Below are 15,218 nucleotides of genomic sequence, written 5' to 3'. Positions count from 1 at the left end.
ACAACCAACGCAGCCGCGGTGCATCTCAATGAGAGCCCTTTCGGGCCAGCCGAACGCCACGCGGAGAATCGCCGAAACGAATTCGGAACAAGCGATTGAAATGCGAAACATCCGAGTAGCCAACCTCCAGCGCGATATCGGAAATCCGCTGACGGCCGGCGTGAGACCCGGTCAGCAATTCGAGCGCCCGCTGCAGACGCAGTTCATTGAGGCGCTCGGTGAACGACGTCCCCGATGACGCCATCAGGCGCTGGAGGTAGCGCGGCGAGATGCCCTGGCGACGTGCGACTGTTTGAACGCTGAGCCCAGGCTCCTTGAAGTGTATGGTGATGTAGTCGAGGGCTGCATCGTGCCGCGCGGCCACGACGGCGCTCGCGCTGCTCTCGCCCAAGGCAGGACATTCGTCGATCGCGAGTGCGACGAGATCATGGATGTGGGTTACGACCGTATGACAAAGGTTTGGGGAAGTCAGTGCTCGCGCCTTGAGCACTGACTTCAGATATGCCGCGAATAGCCTGAAGGCTTCCTTTCGGCGCCCGATTGGCCGCATGATCAGGTTCTCGACATCCGATACGCGTTGTTCAAGCTCCGCACGCGGCACCGCGAGACCGAACTGCAATCCATCGACATAGGTAACGCTGGCGGCCTCCGAGTGCAGAATTGCGATCGCATCGCCGCCGCGCAGTTCGACGTCCCGGCCGCACTGCGATAGCTGACTCATGCCGGGGGAGCAGAAGATCACGCCGACCGAATCATCGCCATCGGCGAGGCTCGCTTGCGAACGCTCAAAGCGCATCGACGTGCCCTTCAGCGCGAGCGTACGCAGGCCCTGAACGGTCAGCAGCGACGCATCGGCCTGAAGTGGAATGTTCGACAGCGGCTCGATATCGGCATGCACGACGCATCGCCCAAAATGCTCGCGCCATAGAGAAATACGAGTACGCTCCGGAAGGTCGCGCGTCGAAAATCGATACGATGCAAAATTGGCTGCGTCCGTAGGCATGGGGACCTCCAGCCTTCACAGAGCATCAGGATGAAATGCTGCGGCACACCATTTTCAATGTCTGCATTTTGCAATTCACGCACCGGCCTTCTCAAGGTCTGTGCGCGCAAGTCCAAGAAGCCATGCTATCGATCTGCTAGTCTGATTGCCTGTGATCGATGCAGATGTGAACTGGTTCACGTACCGGTCAGAATATTACGTTTATACTGATCGCGAAAGTCGCGGCCTGTATTTCTCCCTTAGGAGGAGACGGTCGTGATGGCTCTATCTGTAATTGCCGCCAACGGATTCATTGGACATCCCTGGCAGCGCGCAAGCGTAGAGCAGTTGATGGCCCTGTTCGCAATTGATCCGGTTTACGGAGCCGCGGGCAGGTCATTTTTGAAAGATTGCTGATACCGATTCTATTTCGCTGCTTTGGCCAAATCGCCAAGCAGAATTTGTCAGACATAAAATGCCTGCGGCACTGTTGGCTTTTGGCCGCCGGTTGAAATGGTCGAAATCTGTCACGTGGGAAGTCAACCTCAGTGATCAGGAAGGCGTTCGATCATGTCCACCATATTCGACATGCTTTATCACGAGTACTGTCGTGCCCGCCTCGCCGAAATGCGAAAGCAGCTTTTGATACCGCTCGTCGGCGAAGTCCTGCAGGCGCCGCCGGAAGACGGCGATCGTTCCGGGCCCCGTGACTGCGGCTGGCAGGCGAAAGCGCCGCCAACCCTCGGGTAGCCGCAGCGTCCAATCCCATGGCTTGGCCGGAGGCTGATCCGGCACGCGCACGCCCTGGAGCATCAAAAGCGTCCGGTGGACCTGTGCCCGACGAGGAGCCGTGCGCGCGCCAGACAGATCGACAAATGCATGATCGAACCCACACCTCGAAGCGATTGATCGGCGAAACTCCGCCGGAATTCAGATCGACGGATCGCGACCCGCGCACCGACGTCTGTCGCGGGATCGCGTTATGGTGGATCTTTCTCGACCACATTCCAAACAACGTCGGAAGCTGGCTGACGCTGCGCAACTACGGCTTCTGCGATGCCGCCGAGATTTTCATGTTCATCTCGGGCGTGACTTGCGCGCTGGCCTACGGCAGAGCCCGTCAACGTGAAGGCTGGAGAGGCATGATCGGCCGTTCGCTGCGGCGGGGATGGGACATCTACGTCGCGTTCCTCCTGCTTGTGCTCGCTTGCGCCGTGCTCGTCTATGTCGCGGGCGGCGATCTTGCCGACGAGAGCAATATAACGGTTCTGTTCGAGCGCCCGGGCGCGACGCTCGCTCACGCCGCAATCCTGCAATTCCGCCCTGTCAATACCGATGTCTTGCCAGTCTTTGTGATCTGCCACGTGTTATTCGCACCGTTGTTGTGGCTGCTGCTGCGCGCACCAAACATGACGCTTGGCCTTTCGCTGCTGCTTTATGCGCTGGCGCACGTCCTCGGCTGGCGCGTTCCGGCCTGGCCTGACGGCTTCTGGTTCTTCAATCCGCTGGCATGGCAGTTTCTGGTCGTGCTGGGCGCATGGTACGTCATCGAGGGGAAGACAATCCGCGAATGGATGACGTCACGTCCTGCGCTGATCCTTTCCGCTCTCTTTCTCGCGATGAGCCTCGTCCTTGCGCTCGGCCAGGACATCAAGGCGCTGCCGCAGGCCGTGACGGATCTGTTATTCCCGTTGGACAAATCGAATCTGAGCCCGTTACGGCTCCTGCATTTCCTGGCTCTCGCGATCGTGGCGTCACGGCTCGTGCCCGCGGGATGGCGAGGACTATCGACGCCGATCCTGCGCAGCGCGCGGTGGTGCGGCGAGAATTCGCTGCCGATCTATTGTCTCGGCGTTCTGCTGGCGCTCGTGAGTCAGTCTGATCTGCTCGACATTGCGAACCGGCTTTCGACGCAAATCGCGCTCAGTCTCGGCGGCGTCCTGATGATGATCGCCGCCGCGGCGCTCCTGAACGCGCTCGGCGCCAAACGCAAGCCCGCGGCGGACGCAGTCGATCGGGCAATTTCCGCTGCCGTTGCGAATCCCAAAGTTGAGGATCGCGCATGCAGGACCGTTCTCGATCCACAGCTGAGAACCGTCACTGCTCCGTCGACGTATCGTCCCTGATGGATCGTGCCGGATACCGGCCATCACACGTGCGTCGGCGAGGAAACCATTCCGTTCGAGCTTCGGTTTCTGCTCAACTCAGACGCAACACGGAAACAAGCTCATGAACGACCGCCCGGCGGGACCGGAAAGCCGCCCCTCACTCCGACCGGCCCGCGGCCTCGAGGATCAGCCGCGCAATCGGCTCGGGCTGCGAGATCAGCGCGAGATGGCTGGCCTTCACCTCGATCGTGGTGGCGCCCATGCGCTTGGCCATGAAGCGCTCGAGATCCGGATTGATGGTGCGGTCCTCGGTCGAGACGGCGTAGTAGCTCGGCTTGCTGCGCCAGGCGGCGTGGCTGGTCTTGCCCGCCAGCAATTGCTTGTGGAACGGCTGCTGCACGGCATGGAGCACCTTTGCTTTCGCTTCCGGGATGTCTCCGGCGAAATCGCGCAGGAACGCGGCTTCGCTCAGCCGGCCCTCGTCGCCGTCGAACACGATGCCGGCGCTCGCGGGCGGCGTCGGATAGGTTTTGGCCAGCGCGGTGTAGTCCTCATCCGCATCGGGTGCGCGCGCGGCGACATAGACCAACGCCGAAACATTCGGATGCACGCCGGCCTCGGTGACGATCATTCCGGAAAAGGAATGGCCGACCAGAACGGTCGGGCCATCCTGACGATCGAGCACGCGCTGCGCCGCGGCGACCGCCTCCGGCAGCGTGGTCAGCGGATTTTGCACCGACGTCACATTAAGCCCCGCGGCCTGCAGGCGCGGAATGACCTCGGACCAGCACGAGCCGTCCGCGAACAGGCCGTGCACCAGCACGACGTTGCGCGCCTTCACCGGCGGCGTGGCTGCGGCGATGCCGCGCGAGGACACCAGCGAAGCTGCAGCGCCCGCAAGCAAGGCGGTCGAGAAAGTGCGTCTGTTCATCATCATGACAAGGGCTCGGGATGGAAGGATTGGAGAACCGCGCCCACCGGCGGTGAGCGGACAATCTCTTCTACGGGCGCAAAGGCGCCTGGTTACGCGCGACGTCGCCGTGGAGATCAAGGATAGTTGAACAGGCGGGGAGGTTGACCAATGTTCACCTCGCATCAGGTCGACGACACAGCGGGAAGACGCCGGAAGGCAGGTCGGTTTCTCTGCTACTAGCGGGGCTGGATCAGCCGCTGATCCAGCTTGCCAGGCGGCCAGATGGAAGGGGTGAAAACCGGCACCACACGGCTCCCGAGCGCCCAATCCGCCGCCCTGTTCCCGGCCGTTCCAACGAGAATCGTATTGAAGCCTTGGGCTTAGGCAAATTTTAAACCGGTGGGCGTAGGTTACCTATCGCGAGTTCAGTGGTTGAGAGTTTGTGAGTACGCCATGACAGAACCCCATCGCCCGAGGGTGAAATACGTCATCGGGCCTGACGGCAGCCCGTTAACGATTGCGGACCTGCCGGCCCCCGGTACCAAACGGTGGGTCATCCGCCGCAAGGCCGAAGTCGTCGCAGCGGTCCGCGGCGGCCTGCTCTCCCTTGAGGAGGCCTGCAGCCGCTACACGTTGACCGTCGATGAATTCCTTTCCTGGCAGTTCTCGATCGACCAGCATGGTCTGGCCGGGCTGCGCACGACACGTATCCAGCAGTACCGGCAGTAAGTTTCTCCTAAAGAGTGGTATTTGACGAAAACCGGCCTCGCTTTGCGAAGCCGGTTTTTTTCATGTCCGCGTTTTTGCCGCGGTTCTTAACCTTCGTTAACCATATGGAAACCATACCCTAGGCAATATTTGCCCAGTCGGACCCGCGTGGGCCGAATCCCTGGGGGCCGTTGGTGCAAAGTCTGGTTGCTTTCTTCAGAGGTCTAGGTGCGGCCCGCCTCGCGGCCATGGTTGCGGTCACCGCGGCCCTGATCGGTTTCTTCGCATTCGTCATCATGCGCGTCACCACGCCCCAGATGACCACCCTGTTCACCGACCTGTCGACCGAGGATTCCTCGGCCATTATCAAGGACCTGGAGCGCCAGGCGATCCCGTTCGAGCTGCGCAATGATGGCGCCGCGATCATGGTGCCGAAGGACAAGGTGACGCGGCTGCGGATGAAGCTAGCCGAGGGCGGCATGCCCAAGGGCGGCGGCGTCGGCTACGAGATCTTCGACAAGTCGGACGCGCTCGGCACCACGAGCTTCGTCCAGAACATCAATCATCTGCGCGCGCTGGAGGGCGAGCTCGCCCGCACCATCCGCGCCATCGACCGCGTCCAGGCCGCGCGCGTCCACCTCGTGCTGCCGGAAAAGCCGCTGTTCTCGCGCGAAACGCCGGAACCGTCCGCCTCGATCGTGCTCAGGGTGCGCGGCGCGCTGGAGCCGCAGCAGATCAAGGCGATCCGCCACGTCGTCGCCTCCGCCGTCAACGGGCTGAAGCCGCAGCGGGTCTCGATCGTCGACGAGGCAGGCCAGCTGCTCGCCGACGGCGCCCAATCCGATGCCGATGCCGCGGTCGGCGACGAGCGCCGCGCCGCCTTCGAGAAGCGAATGCGCAAGCAGGTCGAGGACATCGTCTCCTCGGTGGTCGGCGCCGGACGCGCCCGCGTCCAGCTCTCCGCCGACTTCGACTACAACAAGATCACCCAGACCTCGGACAAGTTCGACCCCGAAGGCCGAGTGCTGCGCTCGACCCAGACCCGCGAGGAATCCAGCCTCACCGCCGACAATTCCGGCCAGGTCACCGTCAACAACGAATTGCCGGGCAACCAGAACCAGGACAACGCCGCCCGCGCCCGCGACCAGAGCAAGAAGAGCGAGGAAACCAACAATTACGAGATTTCCCGCACCACCAAGACCGAGGTGACCGAGGCCGGCCGCGTCAACCGCATCTCGGTCGCGGTGCTGGTCGACGGCGCCTACACCAAGAACGAAAAAGGCGAGATGGTCTATCAGGACCGCACCAAGGAGCAGCTCGACCGCATCGCCGCCCTGGTCCGCTCCGCGATCGGGTTCGACCAGAAGCGCGGCGATCAGGTCGAGGTCGTCAATCTCCGCTTCGCCGAGCCGCCGACCGCCCAGCCGATCGCGGAGCCGACCGGCCTGCTCGGCATGCTGCAATTCACCAAGGATGACGTCATGTACGTCATCGAGCTCGGCGTCATGATGATGCTCGGCCTCGTCGTGCTGTTCATGGTGGTCCGCCCGCTGGTCAAGCGTATCGTCGCGGCCGACGTGATTCCGTCGCTGGCCGGCGCCGGCGTGCCGGCGCTGGCCGAAGCCCATGCCGAGAGCGCCGGTGCATCCGGCCAGGCGCTGATCCCGAGCGGCAGCGGCGCCGCGCAATTGATCGACGTCGCCCAGATCCAGGGCCAGGTCCACGCCCAGGCCGTGCACCGGGTCGGCGAACTCGCCGAGCGCAATCCGAACGAGACCGTCTCCATCGTCCGTCAATGGCTGAGCGAGCCGGTAGAGAACTGACATGGCCGCCGTACCCCAGACCACCAACGCCAACGACATCGCCACCGTCCTCTCGACGCTGGCGAACCGGCAGGGCGCTCGGCCCAAGGGCAAGCCGCTACCTGGCCCGAAGCGCGCCGCGATCCTGATGCTCGCGCTCGGCGAGCAGTATGGCGGCAAGATCTGGTCGATGCTCGACGACGAGGAGGTCCGCGAGCTGTCGGTCCACATGTCGACGCTCGGCACCGTCGAGGCCGACGTGGTTGAGGACCTGATGCTGGAATTCGTCTCGCGGATGTCGGCCTCCGGCGCGCTGATGGGCAATTTCGACGCCACCGAACGGCTGCTGCAGCAATACCTGCCGGCCGAACGCGTCACCGGCATCATGGACGAGATCCGCGGCCCCGCCGGGCGCAACATGTGGGAGAAGCTCTCCAACGTGCAGGAAGAGGTGCTCGCCAACTACCTCAAGAACGAGTACCCGCAGACCATCGCCGTGGTGCTGTCGAAACTGAAGCCGGAGCACGCCGCGCGCGTGCTCGCGATCCTGCCCGAGGACATCGCGCTCGACGTGGTCGGCCGCATGCTGCGGATGGAGGCGGTGCAGAAGGAAGTGATCGAGCGCGTCGAGCAGACGCTACGCACCGAGTTCATGTCGAACCTGTCGCAGACCCGTCGCCGCGATGCCCATGAGGTGATGGCCGAAATCTTCAACAATTTCGACCGCCAGACCGAGACCCGCTTCATCACCTCGCTGGAAGAGGAAAACCGCGAATCCGCCGAGCGCATCAAGGCGCTGATGTTCACCTTCGACGATTTGATCAAGCTCGATTCCGCCTCGGCGCAGACGCTGATGCGCAACATCGACAAGGACAAGCTCGGCGTCGCGCTGAAGAGCGCCAACGAGGAGGTGCGCAGCTTCTTCCTCGGCAACATGTCGTCGCGCGCCGGCAAGATGCTGATGGACGACATGGCCGCGATGGGCCCAGTGCGCCTGCGCGACGTCGACGAGGCCCAAGCGCTGCTGGTCAACCTCGCCAAGGACCTCGCCGCCCGCGGCGAGATCACCCTGACCAAGAACCGCGCCGACGACGAGCTGGTGTACTGATGGCCGCACCCGCAAAATTCCTGTTCGACACGGACTTTTCGGCGCCGGACCGTTCGCGCGAGCGCGCGCCCACCCCGGCCGAGGTCGCGCAGAAGGTCGCCGACGCCGAGGCGCGGGCCTATCGCGCCGGCTACGAGGCGGCGCTGCGCGAGGCCAAGGTCGAGAGCGACCGCCGCGCGGCGCAGGCGCTGGAAGAGATCGGCACTGCGATCAAGGGCATCGCCGCCCGGTTTGCCGGCATCGAGACCCGGATGGAGACCGAGGCCGTCGACGTCGCGGTCGCGGTCGCCCGCAAGCTCTGCTCCGAGCTGGTCGCACGCGAGCCGCTCGGCGAGATCACCGCGCTGGTCTCCGACTGCTTCTCGCATCTGGTGGCGACGCCGCACCTGGTGGTCCGCATCAATGACGCGCTCTACGAGGCGGCGCATGACAATATCGAGCGGATGGCCGCGCATTCCGGGTTCCAGGGCCGGCTGGTGATCCTGGCCGAGCCCACGATCGCGACCGGCGACTGCCGGATCGAATGGGCCGACGGCGGCGTGGTGCTGGAGCGCGCCGCGATCGAAGGCAAGATCAACGAACTCGTCGGGCGCTATCTGGCGTCCCGCGGCCAGACCGGCTGAAGGATTGAGGGCTGAACCATGAGCGACACCGACACCCAAGTCCCGCTTCCCGATCTCAACGCCGCCGACGCGCCGGGGATCGACGACATCGGCTACAACGAGGACGAAAATGCCGCGCGCATCGCCGCCGACCTCGAGGCGGTGTTCGACGTGCCGGTGCAGGTCTCGGCGGTGCTCGGCCGCTCCAAGATGGACGTCGGCGACCTGCTGAAGCTCGGACCGGGCACCGTGCTCGAACTCGACCGCCGCGTCGGCGAGGCGATCGACATCTACGTCAACAACCGCCTGGTGGCGCGTGGCGAAGTGGTGCTGGTGGAAGACAAGCTCGGCGTGACCATGACCGAAATCATCAAGGCAGAACGCTCTTAACAACTAGACGGTAGCGCGCGGAACCTGCGCGACCAGACGAACAGGAGATCATCATGCGGCTTCTCATCGTTGGCACCCTGAAGGGCCAGCTCACGACCGCGACCAAGATCGCGATGGACAACGGCGCCTCGGTGACCCACGCCGAGGCTGCCGAGCAGGCGATGAACGTGCTGCGCGGCGGCAAGGGCGCCGACCTCCTGCTGGTCGATGTCGGCCTCGACATCCGCGACCTCGTGATGCGGCTCGAGGCCGAACACATCCACGTGCCGATCGTCGCCTGCGGCATCTCCAACGACGCTCGCGCCGCCGTCGCCGCGATCCATGCCGGCGCCAAGGAATACATCCCGCTGCCGCCCGACCCCGAGCTGATCGCCGCCGTGCTCGCCGCGGTCGCCAACGACGCGCGCGATCTGATCTGGCGCGACGAGGCGATGGGCCGGGTGATCAAGCTGGCGCAGCAGATCGCGGGCTCCGACGCCTCCGTGATGATCACCGGCGAGTCCGGCACCGGCAAGGAAGTGCTGGCGCGCTATGTCCATTCCCGCTCGGCCCGCGCCAAGCGGCCGTTCATCTCGATCAACTGTGCGGCGATCCCCGAGCACCTGCTTGAATCCGAACTGTTCGGCCATGAGAAAGGCGCCTTCACCGGCGCGGTGGCGCGGCGCATCGGCAAGTTCGAGGAAGCGACCGGCGGCACGCTGCTGCTCGACGAAATCTCCGAGATGGATGTCCGCCTTCAATCGAAACTATTGCGCGCGATCCAGGAGCGGGTGATCGACCGCGTCGGCGGCACCAAGCCGGTTCCGGTCGACATCCGCATCATCGCGACCTCGAACCGCAATCTGTCGGAGGCGGTGCGCGAAGGCAGCTTCCGCGAGGATCTGCTGTTCCGCCTCAATGTCGTCAACCTGAAGATCCCGCCGCTGCGCGATCGTCCGGCCGACATCCTCGAATTGTCGCAGCACTTCGCCAAGAAATATGCGGAGGCCAACGGCCTGCCGGTGCGACCGATCTCGGCGGAAGCTCGCCGGGTGCTGTCGACCAATCGCTGGCAGGGCAACGTCCGCGAGCTCGAGAACACCATGCATCGCTCGGTCCTGATGGCGCAGGGCGACGAGATCGGTGCCGACGCGATCCTGACCCCGGACGGCGACCGTCTCGACCTCGCCAAGACCGCGCCCGCGGTCGCGCACGCCACGCTCGCCGCCGAGCAGGTCACCCGCGCGCTGGTCGGCCGCACCGTCGCCGACGTCGAACGCGATTTGATCCTGGAAACGCTGAAGCACTGCCTCGGCAACCGCACCCATGCCGCCAACATCCTCGGCATCTCGATCCGCACGCTGCGCAACAAGCTGAACGAATATGCCGACGGCGGCATCCCGATCACCCCGGCCGGCAATGGCGCGCCCGATTATCAGCGCATGGCAAGCGCCGGCTAAGAGGGCGAAAGCGGCGGGCGATTCCGCCGCGACTGCCGCGCCTCACGAATAGTTGGGCGCATCGGGCTTGCGAAAGATCCGGATCGGATCGCCGGGTGTGATGTCGCGACCGGTGAAGGTCACATACGCATAGAGCGCGAGATAAGCGACGGCGATTGCGCCGACGAGATAGAACAACCAGGCTCCCACGCGCTTCATCGAACCGTCACGTCTGCGAAACATCTGCGGCTTTTAGTGCGCTTGCCGGCAAAGCGCCACGGCCAACATGCCGCGCCAGCCCGCTTGCCGCTGCCCTTGCCATTCATCCCTTGAGTCTTGCGGCCAGTTGCCTTATTCAATCTCTTATTGCGCTTTTATATTTAGACAACTGGAGAGCGATATGGCCCTTTACGCGCAGACCGCCGGCACGTTGTCCAATAACTCCGGGACTTTCACGCCGATGCAAGGCCTCAGCCTGACGATCCCGGAGGGCGTCGGCACCACCGCGATCATCACCCTCAACGTTCCGAATCCCTACGCCACGGGCAACGATATTCCGGGCGGCATGTTCGGCGTCACCGTCAATGGCAAGGTCTCGCCGGTGGTCGCGAGCTTCACCTATAACGACACCCCGTCGAGCTTCGGCCGCGTCCCGACCACGCTCGTCGTCGGCATTCCGCTGGGCAACACAGCTCAGACCATCCAGGCCGTATGGGCTGGCGTCCGCGGCAGCACCGTGATCATCGACAGCCCGGCGTCGCTGAGCGCAGTGTTCTGACGCCTGATCCGGACAAGCAGTGCGCTAGCGCACACCATGGACTTGACGTGACGGCAGGCTGACCTCGGCCAGCCTGGCGGCGTCTTCGTCGCGGTCGATCGCGACATATTCGCCGTGCCAATACGCCAGCGCGGCGGTGCGCTCCGATGCGATCACATCGAGCACGCGACCGACGACGATTGCGTGCGAATGCCGCTCGATGACCTCCTCGACCTCACAGTCGATCGCTGCCAGCGCTCCGACCAGCAACGGCACGCCCGAGGCGCGCGTCGTCCATTCGGCCCCGGTGAACCGGTCTGCCCCCTTCAGGCCGCCCTTGCCGGTGAAGCGCTCGGCGATGTCCAGCTGATCCGCAGTCAGGATGTTGACGCCGAACACGCCATGGCGCGCGATCAACGGCCATGACGAGGCCGCGCGGTTGACGCTGACGATCAGCGACGGCGGCTCGACTGAGAGCGACGACACCGAGGTCACTGTCATTCCCGAGATTTCCTTGCCCCGGCCGGCCGTGATGACGCTGACGCCACCGGTGAGATGGCGCATCGCGCCACGAAATTCATCGGCCGCCACCGCGGGCTCGATCGAAACATTGCGGACGATGGAATTCATGGCGACCTCACAGACCGGACGTGTCTTCGCTGCCCTCGAGCAGGTGCTTCAGGATCTCGCCTTCCAGCGCGGCGAGCTCGGCCGAACCGCGCCGGCGCGGCCGCGGCAGGTCGATCGTGACATCCTCGGCGATCCGGCCGTCCTCGATGACCAGCACGCGGTCGGCAAGCGCAACCGCCTCGGCGACATCGTGCGTCACCAGGATCGCGGTGAAGCCCTGGTCACGCCAGACCCGCTCCAGCAATTGCTGCATCGAAATGCGCGTCAGCGCATCGAGCGCACCGAGCGGCTCGTCGAACGCCAGCACGCGCGGCTGGGAGACCAGCGCCCGCGCCAGGGCCACGCGCTGCTTCTGGCCGCCCGACAGCACCGAGGGCCACTCCCCGCGCTTGTCGCCGAGGCCGACCTCGACCAGCGCGCGCTCGGCGCGCGCCTGCGCGTCCGCGGATGAGCGCTCGCGCCCCAACCCGACCTCGACATTGGACAGCACCCGCGCCCACGGCAGCAGGCGCGGCTCCTGGAACATGACGCGGACGTCCTGCGCGCGCGGCTGCTCGCCAAAGGCGATGCCTCCCGCCGTCGGCGCGTCGAGGCCGGCGATCAGGCGCAGCAGCGTGCTCTTGCCGCAGCCGCTGCGGCCGACGATCGCGACGAACTGACCGGCCGGAATGTGCAGGTCGATGCCGCGCAGCACCTCATTGTCGCCGAACGCCTTGCGCAGGCCGCGGATGGTCAGCGACAGGCCGCGGGCCGCGCCTTCCGTCACGCGCCGCAAATGCCGCGACTTCGCGACGACGTCGGCACGGTCGACCGGTTCGGCGTCGACCGGCTGGAAACGAAGCGCTTCATGCATTCTCATTCTCACTTCTTCTGGAAGGCGGGGTGCCACGACAGGGTCAGCCGCTCCAGCGCCCGCGAGGCGCTGTCGGCGAGCTTGCCGAGCAAGGCGTAGATCAGGATCGAGAGCACGACGACGTCGATCAGCATGAACTCGCGCGCCTGCATCGCCATGTAGCCGAGGCCCGACGAGGCCGCGATGGTCTCGGCGACGATCAAGGTCAGCCACATGATGCCGAGCGCAAAGCGCAGCCCAACGAAGATCGAGGGCAGCGCGCCTGGGAAGATCACCCGGCGGAACAACTCGCCGTCGGTCATGCCGTAGATGCGGCCCATCTCGATCAATTGCGGATCGACGGTGCGGATGCCGTGCAGCGTGTTGAGATAGATCGGGAAGAACACGCCGAGCGCGACCAGGAACAGCTTTGCCGACTCGTCAATGCCGAACCACAGGATGACGAGCGGGATCAACGCCAGATGCGGAATGTTGCGCACCATCTGCAGCGTGGTGTCGGTGAGCTTCGCCGACAGCTGCGAGAGCCCGTTGGCGAGCCCGAATGCGAAGCCGATGCCGCCACCGATCACAAAGCCGATCGAAGCGCGCCAGAAGCTGACCCAGATATTGCGAACCAGCTCACCGGACAGCAACAGCTTCCAGCCGGCCAGCGCGACATCGGTCGGCGCCGGCAGCACGCGCGAGGGAACAAAGCCGGTGACGCAGGCAAGCTGCCAGACCAGCACGATCGCAAGCGGCACGATCCACGGGATCAGCCCGTCGACCTTGGGGAGTTTCGGCGCGCCGACGCGCGGGAGTGAATCGATCAAGCTCATGATTGCGATGCCTGCTTCTGCGGACGGTAGTCGTTGCCGATGGTCTCGCCGAACGGCCCGGTGTTGACGCGGATCGGCGTCACGTTGCCCGGCTGCGCCAGCGACAGCAGCGGGAACACCAGCTCGGCGAACCGGTAGGCTTCCTCGAGATGCGGGTAGCCCGACATGATGAAGGTATCGACGCCGACGTCCTGATACTCCTTGATGCGTGCAGCGACGGTCTGGGGATCGCCGACCAGCGCGGTGCCGGCCCCGCCGCGCACCAGGCCAACGCCGGCCCAGAGGTTCGGGCTGATCTCGAGCTTGTCGCGCCGTCCGCCATGCAGCTGCGCCATGCGCTGCTGGCCGACCGAATCCATCCGCGCGAAGATCTTCTGCGCGGCAGCGATGGTGTCGTCGGTGACGTACTGGATCAATTCGTCGGCGGCCTTCCAGGCCTCCGCGTTGGTCTCGCGCACGATCACATGCAGGCGGATGCCAAACGACAGCTTGCGGCCGCGTTGCGCGGCAACGGCCTTGACCTTGGCGATCTTCTCGGCGACCTGCGCCGGCGGCTCGCCCCAGGTCAGATATTTGTCGACGGTGTCGACCGCGACGTCGATGCCGGCGTCCGACGAGCCGCCGAAATACAGCGGCGGGCGCGGCGACTGCACCGGATTGAACAGCAGGCGGCCGTCCTCGATCCTGATGTGCTGGCCTTCGACATTGACCGTCTTGCCGGCGAGCAGATCGCTATAGACGTTGAGGAACTCGCGGGTCACCGCGTAGCGCTCATCATGGTCGAGGAAGATGCCGTCGCCCTTGTTCTCGGTCGGATCGCCCCCGGTGACGACGTTGATCAGGAGACGGCCGTTCGACAGCCGGTCCAAGGTCGCGGTCATGCGGGCGGCAACGCTCGGCGACTGCAGGCCGGGCCTGACCGCAACGAGATAGCGCAGCCGCTCGGTCCAGGGCGCAACGGCCGAGGCCACCACCCAGGAATCCTCGCAGCTTCGTCCCGTCGGCAGCAGCACGCCGTAATAGCCGAGCTGATCCGCGGCCTGCGCGATCTGGCGCAAATAGTTGAAGTTCACCTCGCGGCCGCCGATCGACGTGCCGAGATAGCGGCTGTCGCCGTGGGTCGGCAGGAACCAGAGGATGTTGGCGTTGGTTGGGGTGCTCACGTGCCCGGTCTCCATGCGACGTCGGAAATCTTGATTTGTTTGGGGATCAGGCCGAGCGCGAAGAACGTGTCGGCGACCAGTTGCTGATCCGCGATCACGGCGTCGGTGACCGGCTTGATGCCGTAGGCCTGCCGCTTCAGCGCGACCTCGACCACCGGCACCGACAGGCCGATGCTCGGCGCCAGCTGTTCGGCGACGGCGTGGATGTCGCCCTTGGCCCAGTCATCGACTTCGCTGAGCTGCGCCAGCACGAGCTCGACGATCTTCGGATCGTTCTGCAGGAACTTCTTCGCGGCGAAGTAGAACTGATAGTTGGCAACGACGCCGGTGCCGTCGGCAATTGTGCGCGCGCCGGTCGCAGCCTCGGCCGCGGCCTGGAACGGATCCCAGATCACCCAGGCATCGACAGCGCCGCGCTCGAACGCCGCGCGGGCATCGGCCGGCGCCAGGAACACCGGCTCGATCTCGGAATATTTGACGCCGGCTTTCTCCAGCGCCTTCACCAGCAGATAGTGGACGTTGGAGCCCTTGTTCAGTGCGACCTTCTTGCCCCTGAGATCGGTCACCGATTTGATCGGGCTGTCCTTCGGCACCAGGATCGCCTCGCCTTTCGGCGCTGGCGGCTCGTAGGCAACATATTGGATCGGCGCGCCGGCAGCCTGCGCGAAGATCGGCGGCGCCTCGCCGGTGTTGCCGAAATCGATTGCGCCGACATTGAGCGCTTCGAGCAGCGGCGGCCCCGACGGAAACTCGGTCCACACCACCTTGGTACCGACCGATTTCAGCTTCTCTTCAAGCGAGCCTTTGCTCTTCAAGAGCACCAGCTTGCCGTATTTCTGATAGCCGATGCGGACGACTTTCTCCTCGCCATAGGAGGCACTGACGGTCGCCGCGACGATGCTGACCGAGAGCACCGCGTGGGCAACCCAGCGTCGAAATAAACGCGTCATGGGAATATCCTCTGCACTG

17 protein-coding genes are annotated in these 15,218 nt (G+C 64.6%); 9 read left to right on the top strand and 8 right to left on the bottom strand.

Annotation, left to right across the window (positions count from 1 at the left end):
- Positions 1-25: 25 nt before the first annotated feature.
- Positions 26-1,003 (bottom strand): AraC family transcriptional regulator, encoded by a 978-nt coding sequence (locus CO675_RS17870; protein WP_097673210.1) that lies wholly within the window; start codon positions 1,001-1,003, stop codon positions 26-28.
- Between the two features lie 549 nt (positions 1,004-1,552).
- Here CO675_RS17870 and CO675_RS17865 point away from each other — a divergent pair.
- Together CO675_RS17865 and CO675_RS17860 are read left to right on the top strand one after the other, a co-directional pair.
- Complete coding sequence (locus CO675_RS17865) at positions 1,553-1,732, top strand: hypothetical protein (protein WP_097673209.1); 180 nt, start codon at positions 1,553-1,555, stop codon at positions 1,730-1,732.
- Positions 1,733-1,857: 125 nt separating this feature from the next.
- A complete protein-coding gene (locus tag CO675_RS17860; RefSeq protein WP_097673208.1) occupies positions 1,858-3,108 on the top strand; it encodes an OpgC domain-containing protein in 1,251 nt (416 codons plus the stop codon).
- Between the two features lie 139 nt (positions 3,109-3,247).
- Here the strand turns inward: CO675_RS17860 and CO675_RS17855 are convergent, their stop codons facing one another.
- Positions 3,248-4,027, bottom strand: a complete 780-nt coding sequence (locus tag CO675_RS17855; RefSeq protein WP_097673207.1) for an alpha/beta fold hydrolase — start codon at positions 4,025-4,027, stop codon at positions 3,248-3,250.
- Positions 4,028-4,456: 429 nt separating this feature from the next.
- On the opposite strand from CO675_RS17855, the gene sciP reads away from it, so the two are divergent.
- The 6 genes from sciP (at position 4,457) to flbD (ending at position 10,052) form a co-directional block, all read left to right on the top strand.
- Positions 4,457-4,732 (top strand): CtrA inhibitor SciP, encoded by a 276-nt coding sequence (gene sciP / locus CO675_RS17850; protein ID WP_002714638.1) that lies wholly within the window; start codon positions 4,457-4,459, stop codon positions 4,730-4,732.
- Positions 4,733-4,959: 227 nt separating this feature from the next.
- The gene (fliF, locus tag CO675_RS17845) at positions 4,960-6,534 is read left to right on the top strand and encodes a flagellar basal-body MS-ring/collar protein FliF (protein ID WP_502693393.1); all 1,575 of its coding nucleotides are present in this window, start codon (positions 4,960-4,962) and stop codon (positions 6,532-6,534) included.
- Position 6,535: 1 nt separating this feature from the next.
- Complete coding sequence (fliG, locus tag CO675_RS17840) at positions 6,536-7,621, top strand: flagellar motor switch protein FliG (RefSeq protein ID WP_097673206.1); 1,086 nt, start codon at positions 6,536-6,538, stop codon at positions 7,619-7,621.
- Positions 7,621-8,244, top strand: a complete 624-nt coding sequence (locus CO675_RS17835) for a FliH/SctL family protein (protein WP_097673205.1) — start codon at positions 7,621-7,623, stop codon at positions 8,242-8,244. The genes fliG and CO675_RS17835 overlap by 1 nt, the downstream gene beginning before the upstream one ends.
- An 18-nt stretch (positions 8,245-8,262) precedes the next feature.
- Positions 8,263-8,613 (top strand): flagellar motor switch protein FliN, encoded by a 351-nt coding sequence (gene fliN, locus CO675_RS17830; protein WP_050631817.1) that lies wholly within the window; start codon positions 8,263-8,265, stop codon positions 8,611-8,613.
- Positions 8,614-8,666: 53 nt separating this feature from the next.
- On the top strand, positions 8,667-10,052 hold the full coding sequence (gene flbD / locus CO675_RS17825) for a sigma-54-dependent transcriptional regulator FlbD (RefSeq protein ID WP_097673204.1): 1,386 nt from the start codon (positions 8,667-8,669) through the stop codon (positions 10,050-10,052).
- Between the two features lie 42 nt (positions 10,053-10,094).
- On the opposite strand, the gene CO675_RS41025 is transcribed toward flbD, so the two are convergent.
- A complete protein-coding gene (locus CO675_RS41025; protein WP_171947754.1) occupies positions 10,095-10,250 on the bottom strand; it encodes a hypothetical protein in 156 nt (51 codons plus the stop codon).
- A gap of 181 nt (positions 10,251-10,431) precedes the next feature.
- Here CO675_RS41025 and CO675_RS17820 point away from each other — a divergent pair, with 181 nt between their 5' ends.
- Positions 10,432-10,809 (top strand): hypothetical protein, encoded by a 378-nt coding sequence (locus CO675_RS17820; RefSeq protein WP_097673203.1) that lies wholly within the window; start codon positions 10,432-10,434, stop codon positions 10,807-10,809.
- 24 nt (positions 10,810-10,833) lie between these two features.
- Here CO675_RS17820 and CO675_RS17815 read toward each other — a convergent pair whose 3' ends face one another.
- Genes CO675_RS17815 through CO675_RS17795 form a run of 5 tightly spaced genes read right to left on the bottom strand, consistent with a single transcriptional unit; the run spans position 10,834 to position 15,199 of the window.
- Complete coding sequence (locus tag CO675_RS17815) at positions 10,834-11,418, bottom strand: flavin reductase family protein (RefSeq protein ID WP_097673202.1); 585 nt, start codon at positions 11,416-11,418, stop codon at positions 10,834-10,836.
- A gap of 7 nt (positions 11,419-11,425) precedes the next feature.
- Positions 11,426-12,271, bottom strand: a complete 846-nt coding sequence (locus CO675_RS17810) for an ATP-binding cassette domain-containing protein (RefSeq protein WP_097673201.1) — start codon at positions 12,269-12,271, stop codon at positions 11,426-11,428.
- Between the two features lie 8 nt (positions 12,272-12,279).
- Complete coding sequence (locus CO675_RS17805; protein ID WP_092117282.1) at positions 12,280-13,086, bottom strand: ABC transporter permease subunit; 807 nt, start codon at positions 13,084-13,086, stop codon at positions 12,280-12,282.
- Entirely contained in the window at positions 13,083-14,264 is a 1,182-nt protein-coding gene (ssuD, locus tag CO675_RS17800; protein WP_097673200.1) for an FMNH2-dependent alkanesulfonate monooxygenase, read from the bottom strand. The genes CO675_RS17805 and ssuD overlap by 4 nt, the downstream gene beginning before the upstream one ends.
- The gene (locus tag CO675_RS17795) at positions 14,246-15,199 is read right to left on the bottom strand and encodes a sulfonate ABC transporter substrate-binding protein (RefSeq protein ID WP_097673199.1); all 954 of its coding nucleotides are present in this window, start codon (positions 15,197-15,199) and stop codon (positions 14,246-14,248) included. Before CO675_RS17795 ends, ssuD begins: the two co-directional genes overlap by 19 nt.
- Between the last annotated feature and the right edge of the window lie 19 nt (positions 15,200-15,218).

The organism is Bradyrhizobium sp. C9, assembly GCF_002532045.1.
Taxonomy (GTDB): Bacteria; Pseudomonadota; Alphaproteobacteria; order Rhizobiales; family Xanthobacteraceae; genus Bradyrhizobium.
The sequence above is the reverse complement of the archived record's forward strand: the minus strand, read 5'-3'. Positions and strand labels throughout refer to the sequence as shown.